Genomic DNA, 20,235 nt, shown 5'->3' with positions numbered 1-20,235 from the left:
CTCTATGCTTAACTGAAATGACAAACGAGGAAAAACATATGAAAATAGAAAGACTGCCCGTCGGTCCTTTACAGACAAATTGTTATATTCTTTATGACGAAAACGAAAAGTGCGGAATCATCATCGATCCCGGGGAGGACGCAGACCGGATCGTCCGCGTAGTAAAAGAGCGGGGATTCTCTGTTTCCCGTATCGTTCTAACCCACGGTCACTATGATCACATCATGGCACTTCACGACGTACAAGCTGCTTTCCCCGATGCACAACTTTGTCTGTGTCATCTGGAAAAAGATCTTGTCAACGATCCGTACAAAAACCTCACAGCATATGGAAACAAATCCATTAAGCCAGTACAGGCAGACATTCTATTAAAAGATGGAGATTGGATCCCAGTCGGTCAGGCAAACCTGAAAGTGATTGAAACACCAGGCCATACCATTGGAAGCATCTGCCTCCTAGGTGAGAATTTATTGATTTCCGGCGATACTCTGTTTTATCTGGGCATCGGCCGGTGCGATCTTCCCTCCGGCAATCTGGCCAGCGAGGTGGATTCCATTCTCAATAAGTTGTTTCTTCTCAGCGATGACATTATGGTGTATCCCGGGCATGGACAGGAGACAACCATTGGATTTGAAAAGAAAAACAATGAAGTATATCATTACATAGACAGATCGGAGCGCTAGATGATGGAATTTTCGGTTATCATGCAGGGGCATGAGCGCAAATATAATCTGGAACATATTATAAAAGCTGTGTTTTTCGGAGCACAGTTATTTTTTCATGATGGGGAAAAAGAGGACAAAATCATCAGCAAATGGGATGGAAAGACAGCGGAAACTTGGATCCTTCTGCACGGTCAGAAAGCGGTTGGAAGATTCTCCATGCAGGAAGACACCTATTTTCTCCGCAAAGATCCCTATGTAATCGCGCGCTCTTTTCTCAATGCGGTACAGCAGTTCGATTCCCCCCGCCTCCCCTGGGGCATTTTAACCGGTGTACGACCTGCCAAAACTGCGGCCAGAATGCTGCGGGAAGGGCTTTCCGGCAGACAGGTAAGCAAAATTTTTCAGGAAGAACTTCTGGTCAGTTCGGAAAAGACAGTCCTAATGCTCCAAGCCGCGGAAAAGGAGCTGAACGTTCAGAAAAATCAGCTTCCAAACGGCTGTTCTCTATACATAGGCATTCCCTTCTGCCCTACCCGGTGCGCTTACTGCTCCTTTATCTCAAAAACCTATACGGATGAGAAAATTTTATCCTCCTTTCTGAAACAGCTGGCGGAGGAAATTGCGGAAACCGGCGGCGCAATCGAACGAAATGGTTTTGTGATCGATTCCATCTATTTCGGGGGCGGAACGCCCACCACACTAACCGCCCGACAGCTGCAAGGTATTCTGGAAGCGCTGCGCACTCATATGGATTTGTCCAAAGTGCGGGAATTTACCGTGGAAGCCGGACGGCCGGACACCATCACGGAGGAGAAACTCCTTCTGCTGAAAGAATACGGCGTAGACCGCGTCAGCATCAATCCGCAGACACTAAACAGTGAGACTTTAAAAAAAATCGGACGTGCCCATTCGGTGGAACAGTTCTTCAGCGCTTACAGCCTAGCGCGCAAAGTTGGATTTCACGCGGTAAACACAGATTTGATTGCCGGTCTTCCCGGCGAAAATCTGGAAGATTTTAAAACAACAATGGAACAAATCATAAAATTGGAACCTGAGAACATCACGGTTCATACACTGGCATTAAAAAGGGCTTCCAGGCTGAATCAGGAGCATGCGGATGTATCCAATGAAGAAAGCTTGGTTTCCAAAATGCTTTCACTGGCATCCTCCGAGCTGAAAGAAAATGGATATGAGCCCTATTACCTATACCGCCAGAAAAATATTTTAGATAATCTGGAAAACGTGGGATACAGCAAGCCGGGATATGAAAGCATTTATAACGTCTATATGATGGAGGAACTGCAGACCACTCTGGCGGCCGGCGGCGGTGGAATCACAAAATTAGTGGATCCCCGAACAAAAAAAATCACCAGAATTCCAAATCCAAAGCTCGCGGAGGAATATTTAAGGCAAAAGAATATCATCCTAAACAGAAAGAAGGAAATTTAAGCATTAGAGAGGTGATCCCATGGCAAGAGGTATGAGCATTGAAACCATCAATGATATGGCAAAAGCACCGGAACGGTTTATCGCCCAGTGCGAAGAGGATTTTCGAAAAGAAGTCTTCCGTCTGTCGGAACGCATCCGTGAAAAAAATCTGCATTTTGTCTATATCAGCGGGCCAACTTCCTCCGGAAAAACAACCTTTGCCAACACTCTGTTTCACTATATACAGGACAAAGAACTGGTTCCCATATCCCTTGATAATTTTTTCTATCCTCAGGATACGATGAAGCCCAAAAAAGACGGCACAAAGGATTTTGAAACCATCAAGACCATTGATATCAGCAAATATCAGAGAACGATCCGTCAAATTCAGGCAAAGGAGCCTCTGTCCCTGCCCTATTTTGACTTTGAAAAACGGCAGGTTGTAGACAACCACACCACGGTAAAACCCAAAGAAAACACCATTTATATTGTGGAAGGACTTCACGCGTTGAATGATAAAATCTGCGGTCTGACACCAAAGAACGATTCTATAAAAGTTTATGTCTCACCTTACGGACAGGTTTTTAACCCGAACGGTAAGCCATACAACCGAAATGACTTCCGCTTTCTTAGGCGCATGATCCGGGATAATTATTACCGCTCCGCACCGCCGGAGATCACGTTTCAGATGTGGCCCAGTGTACGCGCCGGTGAAAAACGATACTCCTATCTCAGAAAAGCCGATTTTCTGATTGACACCTTTTTGTTTTATGAGCCCTGTGTCTTAAGAGAACAGGGTTTGGAACTGCTCTGTTCCATGAAGGACAAAAGCAGAAAAACAAACCGCCTGATTCACATTCTGGAACAGTTTGACCCAATCCCCACTGAGCTGATTCCAAAAACATCAATCTTAAATGAATTTCTTAAGTTGGATGTAATGTGAATTTAGATGTCAGTATATTGAAAAGAAAATCCTAGTGTGGTATAATAACCTCACGAACCTCTAAGGCATTAAAAATGCCAAGAGCTTCGGAGAACATTGAAATGCAATATTCCGATGACAAACTGCCATCTTCATTGTTGCATTTTAGATAACCTCACAAACCTCTAGAACATTGAAAATGTTAAGAGGTTTGGAGAACGATTGAATCACAATACTGTGGCGACATTTCGCCGCCTTCGTTGTTGTGGTATAATATGCACAGGGCATATTATACAGGGATGTCCGGGCTTCTCGTCCGGAACAAGTCCGTACAACCGAAGCCTATGGACAATGATACCACGAAAAGCGTTGCTTTTATGGTATCATAAAATCAAATAGAAAAGATATTTTTATGACGGAGGAGGATCCATTATGGATTGGTTTGAAAGTGTCAAAGGTAATGTAAAGAAAACCACAGAAAAGGCTGTGGCAAAATCCAATGAACTGTTAGAGGCAACAAAACTGCGTTTTTCCGTAAATGAGGTGGAATCTCAGATAGATGAACTGGCAAAACAGCTGGGCGAAAAGTTATATAGCGATTACAAGGCCGGTGTTGAAGTCAACGAAGAATATCTGATTTACTGCCGTGATATGGACAATAAAAATGCTGCACTTGCCCTTTTGAACGATCAAATTGCCAAGACGAAAAACGTGAAGAAATGTGCCAAATGCGGAAAAGAGAACGCGCTGGAAGCGAACTATTGCATCTCCTGCGGGGAAAAAATGGAATAGATTCGGACAAAAACAATGTCATTTTGTAAAAGAACCCCAGTTTTCAAAAAAGAAAACTGGGGTTCTTTGGCTGAATGAGTCCGGTACTGTCCTGGGCTAACCTATCTTTATGCCTCTGTTGTTTCCGCTTTGGGATCGGGACCAAATTCATTATCCCCTTCCCCCTCTGTGCAAAGAAGGACAAGCATCCAGATTGGTCCGGCAAGGGGAATCAAGCTGATAAAAATCCAATACCATTTCTTCCCAATATCATGCAGTCTCCTAATCAACACTGCCAAAGAAGGAAGAAAGACAGCCAGATTGTACAAACCGGAAAGGATAACGCCATTTTTCCGAAGCAAAAGGCTTCCTACGATAGATACAACGATAGAAGCCAGAATATTAAACAGCACAAACATCCAATATTCCTTTCGCCTGGATCTCCCGTTGAAATCAACATACTTCTTCCAGCAATTTAAATACCATTGCATAAAAAACCCTCCTTTTATTTTTTAATTCCATACATATTATACAATAATATCTCAAATTATTCAACATTTTTCGATAAAGGAAATGGTCGCGCGAAACAACGACGATTCAGCAGAAGATTGTACTACTATAAAAAAGTTTTTCTTTCCGAAAAACGCAGCTGCGCTTCGCACGCTGTTTTTTGAAACATGCAATTGCGCACGATTCCGCGCAATTTCCTATGTTATTAAAAAGCAAGTGATCTTGCTTCTCACTACAAGATCACTTGCTTTTCGTTCAATTCAAACACTATTTTTCAAAAGAGAGCGCCACCCCGCCTGATATGGGCATCTTTCTCTGTCTTTTCCGTGATACACGCACATAGGAAACGATTGTCACAACACCGCTGATTACCAGATATGAATAAAAGCTAATCCCACGGCTCAGCAGCATAGCCGGAACAACATTTCCTCCGAAAAAGATGGAGAAAATGGTGAGAAAACTGGCTTCACTTGCTCCAACCGCTCCCGGAAGCGGCAGAGACGAAACAGAGATCATAAGAATACATTCCGTTGCAATCATTTCAAGATACCCGTACCCGCTCAGCCCCATTGCATGATAAACAAAAAACGGAACACTGTAAAAAGCCGTCAGCTGGACAGCAGTTACCAAAAACACCTTTCCCAAGGTTTTGGGATTTTTTTTGATATGCTGGGCTCCCTGCTTGTATTCCTCAATCGAATGCTCGACCGCCTGTAAGGCACGTTCTTCTTCCTTGATCATTTTCATTCTTGACAGCAGTCTGACAAAAAAGCCCGCAGTCCTGCGGATAATCCCCGGTGAAAAAATCACCAGAAAAATCAAGGAGATCAGTATCAGATTCACTGCCATTCCATAAAAAAGCAGAATATGAATGCCTCGCATATTGGCACTTAGAAAAGATGATTTCAGCAGAAACATCAGTCCTCCAAAGCACAGCATGACAATCTGGTACACCGCTCCGATCAGTAGAAAGCATAACGTGGTCAAAGAAACCGGATGCTTTTCCCGCTGCATAAAATAGATCTGCATCGGTTGTCCTCCGGAGGCGGAAGGAGTGATCGCACTGAAATAAAACCCCACAAAGGCAAACTTAATGCTGTTGACAACGCTGATATTCTGTCCCATAGACTTCATCAGCATAGAAATATTCAGCCCCTCACAGGAGATAAACAAAAGCACACACAACAATCCGCCGATCAAAAATACTGGATTTACATCTTTAACAACCTGTATCAGTGCATCAAAATCGCAGTCCTTTAAAATGAAATAAAAAGTACCCGCCATCAATAACAACAGAAATGCTGCACCGATTACATAACTTTTTTTAGACTGCTTCATACTGCGCTACCTCCGGTGTGACAAATCGGTATCCTTTCTGCTTTAAAATAGGAATCACTGTTTTGAGCGCCTCAATGGTATTGAGCGGCGCATCCTTCGCCCCTCCCGAATTCTCACCTGCGTCATGCAGGCATATGATAGAGTGTTCTCTGGTTCTCTCCAAAAGCTTTTTTATGATGGTTTCCTTCGAACTTTTGCTGCTCCAGTCCTGTGCCATGACACTCCAAAGCATCACCTGAAAACCATGCTTCTTTGCGTAATACATGCTCAGCAGGTTGGTATGTCCCCAAGGCGGACGGTAAAAAGGGGTCTTCCAATTATAGCTTTCCAGAAGATCAATCGAATTCTCAAAATCCCGTTTTTCCTCCCGGGGTGTTTTTAACCAGGCATTTTTATGACAATAAGAGTGAATACCGATGCAATGTCCCTCTGCCATCATGCGGTCAACCATCTGGGGATATTTCCTCACATTGTCCGCCACCACAAAGAAAGTGGCCTTTATGCCGTTTTCTTTCAAAATATCCAGCAATTTTCCAGTGTAACGCTCGTCCGGCCCATCGTCAAAAGTGAGCATGATGGTATCCTTTCCCTGTGCATGCCGGATAATATTTGGATTTATTTTTTTATTATAATAGGTTGGTATGACAGCATAGACGGAAAACAGTATGACCCCCGCCAAAAGGCTCCAGACAAAAATCATGCGTATGCCCCCCTTCTCTGCATGGAAGAAAGTGCCTTTTCAATCGCATTGGTGTCGATGCTGTTTTTGATTGCACGCATATTCTTTTTCAATTCAAACAGCTTTTTGTCATCATAGAGCAAGTCCACGATTTCATCAATATAATTCTTCTCATTTTGGGAAAGGACTTCCCCAATCCGGTTGTTTTTGATGAACACTGCATTTTTTAATTCCTGGGGCAAATCTGGTTTAAAAGCAAGAATGGGCAGTTCGGAAAAGATGGTTTCAAACAGGGTAATACCGCCCGGCTTCGATATAATGAGATCCGCCTTATGCATATAGCGGTACACCTGATCGGTAAACCCGATCACTTCGATATTCTCATATTTTGCGTATAGCTTATGAAACAGCTCTTTATTATTTCCGGTGATGACGGTGGTTTTTACCCCTTCCAACCGGTTTATCTTCTCATAAAAACTTTTTTTCTTCGGGAGAAGACCGAATCCCCCGCCCATAATCAATAAATTCTTCTCATTGGATTCCTGCGGCCGGCAGATCTGTTTAAACTGCTCTTTCACAGGGATTCCATTCACATAAATACTGCTCTCCTTTACCCCTTTGCGAATCAAGGCCAGCCGGATGGACGACGATGCGACAAGATAGATGTCCGTATTGGGATGAATCCACTCGCTGTGACTGCTGACATCAGTAATACAGGTGATCAGCGGAACCGAGCAAACGTATTTTTTCTTATACTGGGAAACCATATGGGAACAGAAGGGCAGGGTGGAAATGATAATATCCGGTTTCACCGCGCTTATTAGTTGACGGAACGCGCTGAAAAAATAGTTATGAAACGGAAGCTTCGTGTTTATCCGGCTGTTTTCCGTGCATTTGTACATCATACCATAAAGCCTGCTGCCCTTATTTATCATAAAAGAATAAGCGCCGTAAAGTGTATTGCAATGATTCCGGAGACTGTATTCAAAGATGTCCTGGACAGTGATATGAACGCCGTCAAAACTCTTTTGGATATCATTTGCCAAGCTAGATGCCACAGAATAATGCCCCATGCCAAATCTTCCGGTCAATATCAAAACATTCATAAAACTCCTCCTCATCTTTCGTTTTCCGATTTTATTGTACCGGAAAAATCTGAAAAATAAGTGGATATAATTCTTAAGAATTCTTAAGCATACTGAAGCAGGAAATTGAATGCCATATGGTTTACACATTTTGTATAATAGGTTATAATAGTACATACGAAACAAAAGGAAAAGAGTGGATAGTATGGACAAACCGAAAAAAATTCTGATTGCAGACGACAATGCTGAGATCCGGGATATTGTTGAAATCCTTTTGACCAGCGAAGGGTTTGAGGTGATCAAGGCGGAGGACGGACAGAAGGCAGTTGAACTGGCAGACGACAGCATCGATCTATATATTCTGGATGTAGTGATGCCTGCGAAGTCCGGCTTCCGCACATGTCTGGAACTGCGGGAAAAGACGACTGCCCCTATTCTCTTTTTAACGGCGAAAACACAGGACTCCGACAAGACAATGGGTTTTTCCGCCGGAGGCGACGACTATCTTTCCAAGCCCTTTTCCTATGCGGAGCTAATCTCCCGTGTCAAATCACTCTTGCGGCGTTATTATGTCTATAAAGGAAAAACGGAGAAACAGGAAAATGAACTGACCTGCGGCGATATTCGGGTGGATACAGATAAACAGTCTGTCAAGATTGGGGAGAAAGAGATCAATCTCACCGACATCGAATATAAAATCCTGGCACTGATGCTGAGCCACCGAAAAAAAGTGTTTTCCGCCCAAAATCTTTTTGAAAGCATCTGGGAGGAACCCTACTTTTACTCCGCTAATAACACCGTCATGGTTCATATTCGGAATCTGAGAAAAAAGCTGGAGAAGAACCCGCAGAATCCGCAGTATATCAAAACTGCCTGGGGAAAGGGGTATTTCATTGACTAAAAAAATTTTTTTCTCCAAGTTGGAACGAAGCATGACCAAATACATTTTTATATCCCTTGCAGTTTCTGTTGCAGCAAGCGTATTCTTCTATTTCGGGGCACAGTTCATTGTTTTCAAAAGCGCTCACAGCAGTCGTTTTTTTAATCGGGAACTGAATTCCATGGTGGAAAGCTTACAATATTTTATCAGCGAAAACAACGTTTCCTCAGAGGATCAGGGGCAGTTGGACGAATGGAATAAGCAAAACTGGTATGCTTTCATTCGCATTTACGATGAAAATAGGGTAATCTACGACAGTCTTTTTTCCAAACAGTCTCTGTTTATCAATGATATCTCGGAACAAAAGCTAGAGTCCTATCAATTTTCCTATGAGATAAATTTTGCCGACAAGCCTGCTGTTTTAGTTATCACCGCTTATTTTGGAGGGCTTCATTACCGCACTTTGTTTAAAACCTGCTGTTATTCTTTCGCTTTCCTGCTGTTTTTGCTTCTGTTTATCAACATGATGAAGAAAAAAGTCCGGTATATCAGCCGGATTGAAGAGGGCATCAAAATCATTGAAAGCGGCAGCCTGGAATACCGTATCCCGGTCATAGGGGACGACGAGCTTTCATCCCTTGCAATCAGCATTAACGATATGAGTCAGGCGATGTGGGAACGTCTGAAATGGGAGGCAGAGGTCAAGCAGCAAAATTATGATATCGTTTCTGCCATCTCCCACGACATTCGTACGCCGCTGACTTCTGTTGTCTGCTATCTGGATTTGCTGGAGGATAAAAAGTTTAAAAACGAGGAGGAGCGAACACAGTACATTAAAAATGCCCGGCAGAATGCCTATCTGATCAAAAGCCTGACAGACAATCTGTTTGAGCACTCCATTGCCTCCAACGAAAACATTCCTTTTCATTATGAAAGAGTAAGCGGGAATGAGCTGATTTCCCAGCTGCTGTCGGAAATGGTATATCTTCTGGAGGACAAAGGATTCAAAGTCAGCTGTTTCAACGACATTGCCATTCCCTATATTCTCAGCGTAGATGTCACCCATTTTCACCGTATTTTTGACAATCTCAGTTCTAACGTATTGAAGTATGCAGATCCCCAATATTATGTAGATATCACTGCTTGCCTGGACAAAGGGAAACTGGTTATCACCCAACACAATAAAATAAAAGAAGAAAAAAAGAAACGAGAAAGCTTCTCCATCGGCATCCGAACCTGCGAAGATATCCTGAAACGGCACAGCGGTAAACTGCTGATAGAAAAAACAGAAACGGATTTCACTGCAACCGTTTCTGTCAAAGCAATTTATTATGAATAAGATTTTCCTAATCTCCCCTGCACCTCCAAAAGAGCAGGCATAGCGTTGATTGCGCCCCGCTTTTCCACACACAGAGAGGCCGCCGCATTGGCAAAGCGAGTAAACGCTTTGGCGTCATCCGAACTGAGATCTCCGGGTTTTTTCCCGCTCTTCGCCAGCATATACAGAAATCCGCCCATGAAAGCGTCCCCGGCTCCAGTTGTATCCACTGTTTTTGCAGGAAAAGCCTCTGCATCGATCTGCCCTGTTTTCACTGCCACCAGAGCACCCTTGCTGCCAAGTGTAACAATAACACACGGTATTCCGCCGCTTTGCAGTTCTTCCGCCGCTTCCTCCGCTGTCTTTTTTTCAGTCAGCAAGGAAATCTCTTCCTCTGAAATTTTGATCACATCCGCATAGGGAAGTACCGAGCGCATTTCATGAACCGCTTCTTCCCTGCTATTCCAAAGGGGAGCGCGGTAGTTGGGATCGTAGGAGACAATAACACCGTGCCGGGAGGCATATTTCAGGGCAGACATGGTAGCCTGTCTGGCCGGTTCATCTGTCAGAGACAAGGAACCGACGTGAAAAATACGGCTGTCTCCGATCAATTCAAAGTCCACCTCGGTTTCCGTGAGCGTGGTATCCGCTCCGGGTTTTCTCGCAAAGGAAAAGCTTCTCTCCCCGTTTTCCGCTAATTCCACAAAGGCCAGCGTGGTGAACGCGTCCCCTGTTTCAATCAGCGCGCGGGTGTCAATGCGGTGCTTTTTCAGCGTTTCTCTTAAAAAAGCGCCGTGCATATCCCGCCCGATTTTTCCGATAAAAGCGGTCTCTCCGCCCAGCTTGGAGACAGCAGTCAGCACATTGGCCGGTGCTCCTCCCGGATTCTGTTCAAACAGCCGCATTCCGGCATCTGATTTTCCAGCAGCGGTAAAATCAATCAAAATTTCTCCCAAAGCGGTTACATCATATTTTTTCAAAGGAATTCCTCCTGTCCCTTCTATTGAACCGTAACGAAAAGAATCACTTTTTCGATATTCGGAATGTTTTAATTTCATACGGTTTTATGATAAATTCAAATGAATTTTCTCTTTTTTCCATCTCATCATAGTTTTCCGTCTCGATAAAGTTACTATCATAAACTTCTTTGATATCGATTCCCATTTGAAGTTTTACCTTTGTTCTTCTGCCATACGCCTCATACACCCTCAAAATAATATCATCGCTGTCACAGGCATACTTCACTGCGGATACGATCACATTTTCCGCCGAGGAGGTGACCAGGCTGAATTTCTCCGGAAGAATACCACCGCCCGCCGCCTCAAAGGTTTTCAGAGGACAATTGACGGCATATCCTTCCCTCACAACGCCGCCCTCACGCCATCCTCCACTGTGCGGCATAAAGCTGTACCGGAAAACGTGCTTGCCCGTATCCGCTTCCGGATTGGGATAAGTACCCGATTTAAGCAAGGTTATCTTCATAACACCGTCGTGAATATCATAACCGTATTTACAGTCATTCAAAACAGCTGCGCCGTATCCGTCTTCGGATAAATCTGCCCACTTCTGCGCACAGACCTCAAATTTTGCCTCATCCCATGATGTATTTGTATGTGTCGGACGTTCGATTGATCCGTACTGAATCTCATATGACGCCTTATCCGAAAGAATATCAACCGGAAAAGCAGCTTTCAATAGAATATGATGTTCCTTCCAGTGAATCTCGGTATCAAAATCAATCCTTGGAATATCTCTGTAAATGATCACCTTCTGGACAATGGTAGAATTTAAAAATTTCTTTGAAATTCGCAAGCTTGCAAGAAGGGATGTGACCTCTTCCACCTCCACAGAGACAACATCATTCACCTCCCACATTTTCTCGGTGTAATAGTTGCTGATTTCCCAATTGTCATACACTCGCGGATGATCGTCGTAAGCTTGGATAACGTTTCCGCGCTCTCCCGGCTTCAAGACCTCACGCTCGTTTATTTTATCATAGATTCTTGTGAGACAGCCCTCCGAGTCAATGTCAACCGCAAAAAACTTATTTTCCAAATGATGGACGGAGGCAATCAAGTCACTTTCCGGCTTTTCTTCCTCGAATTTGTCTGAAACGATCCAGCCGTAAGCAGGAACATTCTCTACAAAGTAACGTTTTCCATTGTATTCCACGATATCGGAACGGTCCATGCCGGTCGGATTATAGACAAGCACTCCCTTTTGACCGACCGACGAAGCAATCTCCCTCAGCGCATGATCGGAAAGCGTTTCGTTTTCCCTGACCAGTTTCGCATACTCTATATCAGTGGTATCGTAAACCTCTTTGATGGATGAGCCGGGAATAATATCATGAAACTGATTTCGGAGAACCGTCTCCCACGAATGATACAGTTCCTCCTTGGGGTAAGATCCCCCCAGCAAAATATGATTCATCAGAGACACGGTTTCCGTATGCTGCAGCAAAAATTCACAGATGCGGTTGTATTTTTTGTTTTTCGCTATGCTTGTATAGGTTCCCCGGTGCATCTCAAGATACAGCTCTCCAACCCATTTGGGGATCCTTTTGCCCTCCACGTTTTTCTTTATCCTGCTTATCGTTTCTCCGATTCCGGACATCCTTGCAGTCGGCGTTCCGGGAATTCCTTTGCAAAGTCTCCGGTATCTTTCCAGCATCTCCTCGGTAACGCCACCGCCTCCGTCGCCGTAGCCGATTGTTGTCATGATCTCGTTGTTGATATTCTTTTGATCATAATGCTCCCAGGAATACGCAAATGCGTTTGGAAGCACGCGACCGTTGTAAGTGGAATGATAGCTATCCTTGTCGCCAAGCTTTGCGCCTGCACTTCCTCCCCAGATAAATTGAGTGAAGATCTCGGTCCCGTCAATTCCCTGCCACTGAAAGGTCTGGTATGGGATCGCATTGCATTCATTCCAGCTTATTTTGGAGGTTACAAACGCATCCACGCCGGATTTCTGAAGAATCTGAGGAAGAGCGGAAGAATAGCCAAACACATCGGGCAGGAAGAGAACCTTACTGTCCTTTCCAAATTCTTGTTTTATGAATCTTTTTCCGTGCAGCAATTGACGGATAAAGCTCTCTCCGCTTATCAGGTTACAGTCGGCTTCCAGCCACATGGCGCCTTCCACTTCCCACCGTCCTTCCCGGACACGTTCCTTTATGCGTTCATAAAGTTCCGGCTCTTCCTCCTTCACATACTGGTACAGCTGAGGCTGACTGGAGGAAAACCGGAATTCGGGATACCTTTCCATAAGCATCAGAGCGGTTGCAAAGCTTCTTACCGCCTTTTGCCTTGTCTGTTCCGTCGTCCAGAGCCATGCGACATCAATATGGGTATGACCGATACAATTGATGATGGGTCCCTTGTTTTCACAGAACTTTTCATAGAATTCCTCTTCCAGGTATTTGTTTGCCGCTTCAATGGATTTAAAATAGTCTTCACTCATCGGACAGCGAAGATCGAGCAGGTTCATCGCCTCAGTCAAATAATTTTCAATCTCCGCCCGATAACCTATATTTTTCTCGTACATATCGGCTGCAAGCATCGCCGTTTCAAGATTATAATAAATTCTTTGCGCTTCCCTGTTATGGACATACAGCACAGGCTTAAAAGTCATTTTGTGCTCGGTTCTGGAAGAATATCCGAAATATTCTATGTCGAATTTCTGCTTTTTCTCCGCCCGATCGGTGAGATACAGGATCGTATGATTGGTGTCGAAAGCCTGAACCGCTCTTCCGTTTATATATACGGTAAACTGCGGGTTATCCACGTTCCATGCATTTTCATCGCCTGTGACAAGCTGCAATACCACTGTCTTTCCTTCATAATGTTCCGGAAGTTCAAATTTCGTTCGAAACCATGCCCATTTATCATACCCGCCCCATTGCTCGTCTTCAAATTTTCTCCATTCAAAAGGTTTTTCTTTTCCCTCTGAGAACATAATATGATCCGGAAAATATGCCTCCGTGCGAATCGTGCTCTGAATGACTTCAAGATATCTTTTTGCCCTGTCCGTGATAAAATTCATAAGCATCCCTGCTTTCTGTCAAATTTCGTCTTTTTTATGTCATATAACCGGGAGAACCCTTCGATTGTAAGCCTCTCCCTTGTCACACCTGTCTTTTTCCCGCAGGATCGATGCGGGGATCCGTATAGATATCGTATTCATCTCTGCTCTTGGTAGAAAATTCAGAGACAACCGCCCCTTCTTTCCCTGCCTGGAACCAGTGAAGGGTATTCGGCTGAATCGTATACTGTTCTCCTGGTTTTAAGACAATCTCTTTCCGACAAGTAAAATAACCCTCCATACCGGCCGGGATTTGTGCCGCCGGTTTGCCGCTGTTCTCTCCTTCCACATACAGATAAACGGTCCCGTAACGGCAGCGGAAGGTTTCCTCCTTACCGGTCTCTCCGTTCACCTCCGGATGCCTGTGCTCCGGACAGGTCTGGAAAGGCAGCAGCACCAGTTCCTTGGCACAGCAGCGCTCAGTGTTCACATAGACCACCAGCTCCAGGCCTATCTTGTCTATGCATCCCAGATCGTACTCCGCCACCTCAATCCTTGCCTTTTCCTTCTCTGTGACGGCGATATGTGCTTTCTCTAAAAATTCCACTGCTTTTTTGCTGTAAATTTCATAATCTTTTTTTGTCAGCATAATCAACATCTCCTTTTTCTCTATCCTATGAAATGATACCCGTCGAAGTACTATATTCCAAATAGCCGCTGGGCGTTTTTATACAAAATATTTTCCCTTGCTGTAGATTCTATCGGATCCATTCTGAAATAGTTTAGAGTACTGGTACGGTAATTTAACGGGAAATTGGATCCATATAGGATGTTGTTATCCGGAATAATCTCCAGCGCTTTTGTGATGATATCCGTCTGCCCGTATCGGATACCGGAAGTATCAAAATACACATTGCCGTACTGTTCACAGTATTTTGAAAAGGGAATCCACTGTCCGACATGCATATTTGTTATCACAACCGGTATTTTTTCATTAAACTGAAGCATATGGAGCAGCTTATCATTTTCCAACTGTTTCGGCATGTACATATGTATTGTCCTTCTATCCTCCATCTGATAGGTTAAAAGCAGAGGAAGCTTATATTTTGCCAAAATCTCAAACAATTCTTTGACGCATGGATCGTCGAGCTCATAGTTGTGATATCCGGGAAAAATTCTCACCGCTTTGATTGAAAACGCTTCTATTCCTCGCCTGATATCATCCGCAAACGTTGGAAATTCCGGATTGACTGTCAGTGCTTGAAAAACCTTTCCTGAGGCTGCTTCATATATCTGCGCATCCCCCTCATAACAATCCTCATAAAAAATGGAGTTCAGCGAAGAGACAATCATCTTATCAATGCCGGTTTTCTCTGAAGATTTCAGCAGTCCCTCCAGCGTTTCATTCTTTATTCTGCGGAAAGGCCAATGTCCGCAGTAACAATTGACGTCTACAATCATTTCTCTTCCCCTCCGAATACCGCAAGCGCATTTTTATAAAATATTTTTTTCCTTGTTTCCTCTGTGATGTCAGCCTCCTGCACGATACCAATATTAAGCGGATAGGGTGCTCCCTGTGCATCCGTTCCGAAAAGCACTCTGTCCTCCCCCAGCATTTGTACCGTATACTCCAGCTCCCCGTTACGGTAGATGGTGCCAGAAATATCAGTCCATACATTTTTCAGATCCCGAATCGGTTTGACTCCGTGGTAAGCGTCTCCTCCCAGATGCGCCATAATCAGGGAAACCTCGGGGTACCGTCCGGCCAAAGCCGCCACATCGTATCCCGTGGATTCGTCGGCAAGCTGTGTCCCGTCGTGTTTGTGGAATGTATGAATCAAAACCGGAATCCGGTAACGGATTGCTTCCTCCATGACCGCGTCCACGAAAGGAGAATTGCATTTGGTCGCCACCCATAGCTTGATCCCTTTTGCATGATCGTCCTCCACAGCTCTCCGTATTACCTCTGCGGCGTTTTGATGGCAGGGATTCACATAACACATATACCGAAAGATATCACTGTGCTCTTTGCAAAAGTCTGAAGTGACTTTATTACAGAAAGCAATCTGTCCTTCCGTTGGGTAATATCCGCCGTCGCTGACATCCGAGAGATACACCCGGTCTATCTTATATTGATGCACGGTTTTCAGCATTTCTTTTTTATCGCTTAAAGAAGTTATATGCGCATGAACGTCTATTATCATTGTATCATCTCCATATCTTTTCTGCTTTTTATCTTATCAAAGAGCAGACTGGATTTTCTTCCGTTCCTATGATATAATATTTACATTATTGTGACAATGAAGAGGGGAACGCCATGAAAACCTACTTCTATCCTGCCTCGCTTTATGTAAATCAAGATTCCGGTTACACCTGCCGTTACAATTACAGCAGCACCGAAGACTTTCAATTACACTATCATGATTATTACGAAATTTTTCTGATGATCTCCGGAAGTGCGGTGCACTTGGTGAATGGCAAACGGCAAAGCCTGCAAAAAAATTCTCTGATCTTTGTCCGGCCGGAGGATACACACACTTACCTTTCGGAGAAAAACTTCTCCTTCATCAACCTGACCTTTACCCGGGAGACAATCGAACTTCTTTTTACCTATTTATCGGAGGGCTTTCCCTCCGGCGTTCTATTAAACAATCCTATGCCGCCGGCGGTTCTGCTGCAGGAAAAAGAAAAGGATGTTTTGCTGTCAAAGCTTGACAGTCTCAACACCCTTCAATGGCAGAACAAAGAACAGCAAAAACTGCGGATGCGGATCCTCCTGGTGGATATCTTTGCAAAATATTTTTCCGGCCAGACCCAGCAGCCGTCCGCGATTCCGGCATGGCTGGAAAGTCTCTGTGCCGAGATGAACCACCCGAAAATGTTTTCGGCGGGGATTGACAAAATGATTGCCTTAAGCGGACGCTCCAGAGAGCACGTAGCCAGAAGTGTCAAGAAGTACTATCATGTTACATTATCCCAATTTATCAACGGACTGCGGATCAACTATATCGCAAACATGCTGATGAACAGTGACATTCCCATTTTGGATCTGTGCTATGACAGCGGTTTTCAAAACGTGGGATGGTTCTATACCGTGTTCAAAAGGGAATACGGTATCTCTCCCGCTGGATTCCGGGCAAGATTCCAAAAGGGAAACGGAAAGAATTAAGCTTTTTATCCCGTTATCCGGTTCAGATGATTTTCGCCCATCTGGGACAGAAACCAGTTGACAGCACTTTCCATATGAATCTGATGGCCACCGTCGAAAATATCCAGAAAAGTACGGGAATCCGGATACTGGTTGATGATTTCAAGATATAGCCGGATGCTGTGGGCAACCGGAACGACATCATCAAACTTTCCGTGGAACAGCTTTAAATTTGCCTTGGAAAGCTCATCCACATAATGGATGGGAGAGCGGTCTCTGTATTCCTCCAGATGCGGCCCTTCCGGCAGACCTCCACAGCAAGCCGCAATAGCCGGCGCATAGACAGTATCCTTCTTCTCATAAAACCATGCCTCCAGATCGGTGATGGGGACAAAGGAAGCAGCCGCTTTGAACAGTTTTGGCGCAAGAGCGGCTGTCAACAGAGCCATATGGCCACCTCCGCTCAAACCCAGCAGAAAAATATTGTCCGTGTCAATCGGATAATGCTCGGTCACATAGGCAATTGCATCCAGGATATCCTGCCGGGCGGCACGGGAACCGCAGGCTTCCCTGCAGTTTGGATTGTTTTCTATGTTGGCGCCCCGGAATTCGGGCAAAAGCAGATTCCAGTTGAGCTTCTGCGCATAGGGAAGCATATTTTCCACTTGATTGAACCGGTCATAGCTCCAGGTGTGAAGACCTACCAGTAAAGGACGTTCTTCCTGCCCGTCCGCCTGAAAGAACAGGGAAGGCTGTTGCGTCCGGTCAACCGATGATAAAATGTTCAATTCCTTCATAATATCCTCTCCTTTTTTGCTGTATATTACAAAATATTGTAGCACTCCGGCGGCATTTTGTAAATAGAACAAAACGGGAGATAACAGGACAAAATCGACATCTTTCAATCTGGCAGACAGAAAAGAAAAATTTTTTAAATGGAGGAAACTTTTTCCTATCTGAAAACGTCTAATATATAAATTTTAATGGAAGGAGCTTATTTTATGTGTGGTAAAAAAACTTTGGCAATGCTTCTTGCCGTGATCACGGCGTTGAGCTTAACGGTTATTCCCGTCCTGGCGGACGATGGAACGGGGGAAGAGCTCAAAGCGGTTATTCTGGCCGTAAAATCAAAAATTGACATTCCGGATACCTACACAGAATTTGTCTATTCGGTCAATTCCGATGAACTGGGAGGCCGCAGCTGGCGCCTCAGATGGAGCCAAAAAGACCAGCCGGATAGGACGATATCGGCTGTGGCGGACGAAAAGGGTGAAATCACCAGCTATCAAAAGACCTCCGCAGGCTCCGCCCAGCTTCTTCCGGCGGACTTTACCCGGGAAGAGGCGGAAACCCTTGCAGCGGAATTTCTCTACCGTGCAAACACCACCACAAGAGAGCGCTTCTTTTCCGTTTCTGTCCTCTCCCAGATGGATGCCTTTCTGGTAACTTTTGAAGAAAAGGTGAATGAAATCCCGGTGAAGGGTTCCAACGCCACGGTTATCGTGAACAAATCCGACCGGCAAATTTCTCAGATGGATGTCAGCAGAAGCTATCGGGAAGACCATTTCCAGAGCACGGAAAACGTCATCTCCAAAGAAGCCGCGCAGGAGGCTTACCGCAAGGAGATCGGTTTCCGGTTGACCTACCGCACCTATGTGGACTATGAAAAGAAAACCGTCAAAGGCTATCCGGTTTATACCGCGCCGAAACAGAGCGCTTATGCGTTGAACGCAGTTACGGGGAAAGTCATTGACATCACTTCAGAGAATACCCATCATTCCATGAATGACGCCATCAAAGGCGGCGGCAGCAGTCAGGAATCCGCTTCCCTGAGCGAAGCAGAGCTGGCCGAGATCGCAAAGACGCAGGATCTGATGACGCAGCAGCAGGCTTTCAATACGGTTCAGCAATTATTTGGCAAGCAGTTCACCCTGAATTCCGCTTATTTGAACCGCAGCTACCTCAGCGAAACCGATTATGTGTGGCATCTGAACCTGAAGGATTCCGAAAATGGCTATGCCTATGCCTCCATTGACGCGAAAAACGGCTTGGTTTCCTCCTTCTCCAATTACAATGACGCGGAGAAGAAAAACCCATCCATTTCTATGGAGCAGGCTCAGCAAAAAGCCGCCGCAATCTTTCAGAGCAATGCCGGGGAGATTTCCGGTCAATACCAGCTCAATTCCGAGCGCACCCGCGAGACGGAAAACGGCTATGTGATCCTGTTAAACCGGTACCATGACAATATTCCGGTCGAGGATCAAAGCCTGAGTGTGACGGTGGGAAAGGACGGCAAAGTGGAATCTTACCATCTGGTATACTATAAGGATACCAAATTTACAGAACTGTTTGAGAACACGGACGCCTATGGACCGATTGATGCAAACACCGCTCCGGTTTTTGATGCCTTTGAAAAAAATGCCGGTTTTGGAGTCTGCTATATTCCGGTGACGAGGGAAGGAAAAACCAACATTGTGCTGGCATACGATTTTTTGGCAAACGCTATGCCGGTACTGGATGGAAAAACGCTTGTTCCTGTCGATTACAGAGGCGAACCAATCCAGCAGGACAGTATCCCAAGCTATACCGATCTGGAAGGGCATTGGGTAAAGGATATCGTGGATACGCTGGCTTACAATGGCATCTATATGATAAAAGAAGATCTGTTTCAGCCGGATGAAAAAGTGACGGAGAGCGAATTTATCGATTTTCTGGCCGGCAGCACGGCAGGCATCCCATATCCGATCCGCAACCTGTTGGAAAACGGGAAGAAAGAGGACATTCTGGCCGGCGGAAACAGGGATAATCCCATAGACCGCCAGACAGCGGCAAAATACATTGTCAAGCTTCTCGGATATGATGAGTTGGCAGTCAAACCGGAAGCTTTCCAATACCTTTTCACCGACCAGGCCGACGAGGCAAACAAACCCTACATCATGATCTGCTATATTCTGGACATTATGAAGGGGGACGCATCTGGCAGCTTCAACGCGGAGGGGCAGCTCACCCGTGCGGAAACAGCCGTGATCCTGTACAACACACTGAAAAACAACAAATTTCGTTTTTAATCAGTCACAAGGGGCGGAAAATAAAATTTTCCGCCCCTTCAGCCTGTCGAAAAAGTCCAGTATACACTGGGCTTTTTTGCGTATGTGTGGTAAAATAAAGATAAGAAAAGACTGGGGAGGGACGGCGTGTGCTAGCAAAAGAGCAGGAATTGCGCAGAAATGTAGTAGAAATCCTATGTTTGGAGGAGCTGGTTCCATCGGAGCATCTGCTGCGGCAGATTGACAGCGCGGTGGATTTTACGCATCTGTACGACTTGGTGGATGCGCTTTACAGCCGTGACAACGGCCGTCCCAGCATTGACCCGGTGGTATTGTTCAAAATTGTGTTCATCCAGCACCTGTACGGCATCCCCTCGCTGCGCCGTACCATGCAGGAGATTGGCATGAACATCGCATA

At 45.0% G+C, this 20,235-nt stretch carries 19 protein-coding genes; 9 read left to right on the top strand and 10 right to left on the bottom strand.

The annotated features are described in order from the left end of the window. Nucleotides 1–38: 38 nt before the first annotated feature. The 4 genes from KQI32_RS04510 to KQI32_RS04495 all read left to right on the top strand — a co-directional run bounded on the left by KQI32_RS04510 (nucleotide 39) and on the right by KQI32_RS04495 (nucleotide 3,807). Complete coding sequence (locus KQI32_RS04510; RefSeq protein ID WP_216424148.1) at nucleotides 39–683, top strand: MBL fold metallo-hydrolase; 645 nt, start codon at nucleotides 39–41, stop codon at nucleotides 681–683. Further along, the gene (gene hemZ, locus KQI32_RS04505; protein WP_216424147.1) at nucleotides 684–2,114 is read left to right on the top strand and encodes a coproporphyrinogen dehydrogenase HemZ; all 1,431 of its coding nucleotides are present in this window, start codon (nucleotides 684–686) and stop codon (nucleotides 2,112–2,114) included. Between the two features lie 19 nt (nucleotides 2,115–2,133). Further along, nucleotides 2,134–3,036 (top strand): uridine kinase, encoded by a 903-nt coding sequence (locus KQI32_RS04500; protein WP_216424146.1) that lies wholly within the window; start codon nucleotides 2,134–2,136, stop codon nucleotides 3,034–3,036. 411 nt (nucleotides 3,037–3,447) lie between these two features. After that, a complete protein-coding gene (locus tag KQI32_RS04495; protein ID WP_177691473.1) occupies nucleotides 3,448–3,807 on the top strand; it encodes a zinc ribbon domain-containing protein in 360 nt (119 codons plus the stop codon). Between the two features lie 107 nt (nucleotides 3,808–3,914). Here KQI32_RS04495 and KQI32_RS04490 read toward each other — a convergent pair whose 3' ends face one another. The 4 genes from KQI32_RS04490 to KQI32_RS04475 all read right to left on the bottom strand — a co-directional run bounded on the left by KQI32_RS04490 (nucleotide 3,915) and on the right by KQI32_RS04475 (nucleotide 7,419). Continuing rightward, nucleotides 3,915–4,277: a DUF805 domain-containing protein gene (locus KQI32_RS04490; protein WP_216424145.1), complete on the bottom strand. Its 363-nt coding sequence runs from the start codon at nucleotides 4,275–4,277 to the stop codon at nucleotides 3,915–3,917. A 286-nt stretch (nucleotides 4,278–4,563) separates the two neighbouring features. After that, entirely contained in the window at nucleotides 4,564–5,634 is a 1,071-nt protein-coding gene (locus KQI32_RS04485; protein WP_216424144.1) for a lysylphosphatidylglycerol synthase transmembrane domain-containing protein, read from the bottom strand. Next, the gene (locus KQI32_RS04480; protein WP_216424143.1) at nucleotides 5,621–6,334 is read right to left on the bottom strand and encodes a polysaccharide deacetylase family protein; all 714 of its coding nucleotides are present in this window, start codon (nucleotides 6,332–6,334) and stop codon (nucleotides 5,621–5,623) included. The genes KQI32_RS04485 and KQI32_RS04480 overlap by 14 nt, the downstream gene beginning before the upstream one ends. Next, nucleotides 6,331–7,419, bottom strand: coding sequence for a glycosyltransferase (locus tag KQI32_RS04475; protein ID WP_216424142.1), 1,089 nt, complete (start codon nucleotides 7,417–7,419; stop codon nucleotides 6,331–6,333). The genes KQI32_RS04480 and KQI32_RS04475 overlap by 4 nt, the downstream gene beginning before the upstream one ends. A gap of 184 nt (nucleotides 7,420–7,603) precedes the next feature. Here KQI32_RS04475 and KQI32_RS04470 point away from each other — a divergent pair, with 184 nt between their 5' ends. Next, a complete protein-coding gene (locus KQI32_RS04470; RefSeq protein WP_216424141.1) occupies nucleotides 7,604–8,299 on the top strand; it encodes a response regulator transcription factor in 696 nt (231 codons plus the stop codon). Beyond that, nucleotides 8,292–9,617 (top strand): HAMP domain-containing sensor histidine kinase, encoded by a 1,326-nt coding sequence (locus KQI32_RS04465; protein ID WP_216424140.1) that lies wholly within the window; start codon nucleotides 8,292–8,294, stop codon nucleotides 9,615–9,617. The genes KQI32_RS04470 and KQI32_RS04465 overlap by 8 nt, the downstream gene beginning before the upstream one ends. On the opposite strand, the gene KQI32_RS04460 is transcribed toward KQI32_RS04465, so the two are convergent. The 5 genes from KQI32_RS04460 to KQI32_RS04440 form a co-directional block, all read right to left on the bottom strand. Beyond that, nucleotides 9,608–10,576, bottom strand: a complete 969-nt coding sequence (locus KQI32_RS04460; protein WP_253291060.1) for a carbohydrate kinase — start codon at nucleotides 10,574–10,576, stop codon at nucleotides 9,608–9,610. The genes KQI32_RS04465 and KQI32_RS04460 overlap by 10 nt on opposite strands. Nucleotides 10,577–10,619: 43 nt before the next feature. Next, nucleotides 10,620–13,643, bottom strand: coding sequence for a glycoside hydrolase family 38 C-terminal domain-containing protein (locus tag KQI32_RS04455; RefSeq protein WP_216424138.1), 3,024 nt, complete (start codon nucleotides 13,641–13,643; stop codon nucleotides 10,620–10,622). Nucleotides 13,644–13,725: 82 nt separating this feature from the next. Further along, on the bottom strand, nucleotides 13,726–14,271 hold the full coding sequence (locus KQI32_RS04450) for a D-lyxose/D-mannose family sugar isomerase (RefSeq protein ID WP_177691482.1): 546 nt from the start codon (nucleotides 14,269–14,271) through the stop codon (nucleotides 13,726–13,728). Nucleotides 14,272–14,321: 50 nt separating this feature from the next. Next, complete coding sequence (locus KQI32_RS04445) at nucleotides 14,322–15,083, bottom strand: amidohydrolase family protein (RefSeq protein WP_216424137.1); 762 nt, start codon at nucleotides 15,081–15,083, stop codon at nucleotides 14,322–14,324. Beyond that, nucleotides 15,080–15,826, bottom strand: coding sequence for an amidohydrolase family protein (locus KQI32_RS04440; protein ID WP_216424136.1), 747 nt, complete (start codon nucleotides 15,824–15,826; stop codon nucleotides 15,080–15,082). The genes KQI32_RS04445 and KQI32_RS04440 overlap by 4 nt, the downstream gene beginning before the upstream one ends. A gap of 113 nt (nucleotides 15,827–15,939) precedes the next feature. Here KQI32_RS04440 and KQI32_RS04435 point away from each other — a divergent pair, with 113 nt between their 5' ends. Beyond that, nucleotides 15,940–16,791 carry a helix-turn-helix domain-containing protein gene (locus KQI32_RS04435; protein WP_216424135.1) on the top strand — a complete coding sequence of 284 codons (852 nt, stop codon included), beginning with the start codon at nucleotides 15,940–15,942 and terminating at the stop codon, nucleotides 16,789–16,791. Between the two features lie 5 nt (nucleotides 16,792–16,796). Here KQI32_RS04435 and KQI32_RS04430 read toward each other — a convergent pair whose 3' ends face one another. After that, nucleotides 16,797–17,567, bottom strand: a complete 771-nt coding sequence (locus tag KQI32_RS04430; protein ID WP_177691486.1) for a S9 family peptidase — start codon at nucleotides 17,565–17,567, stop codon at nucleotides 16,797–16,799. A gap of 204 nt (nucleotides 17,568–17,771) precedes the next feature. Between KQI32_RS04430 and KQI32_RS04425 the strand changes: the two genes are divergently transcribed. Further along, nucleotides 17,772–19,838 (top strand): YcdB/YcdC domain-containing protein, encoded by a 2,067-nt coding sequence (locus KQI32_RS04425; RefSeq protein WP_177691487.1) that lies wholly within the window; start codon nucleotides 17,772–17,774, stop codon nucleotides 19,836–19,838. Nucleotides 19,839–19,966: 128 nt separating this feature from the next. After that, the coding region (locus KQI32_RS04420) for a transposase (RefSeq protein WP_216423449.1) at nucleotides 19,967–20,235 on the top strand (269 nt) is incomplete at its 3' end.

Source organism: Acetivibrio sp. MSJd-27 (assembly GCF_018918095.1).
Lineage (GTDB): Bacteria > Bacillota > Clostridia > UMGS1840 > HGM11507 > HGM11507.
This window is presented reverse-complemented; position numbering and strand designations above follow the sequence as displayed.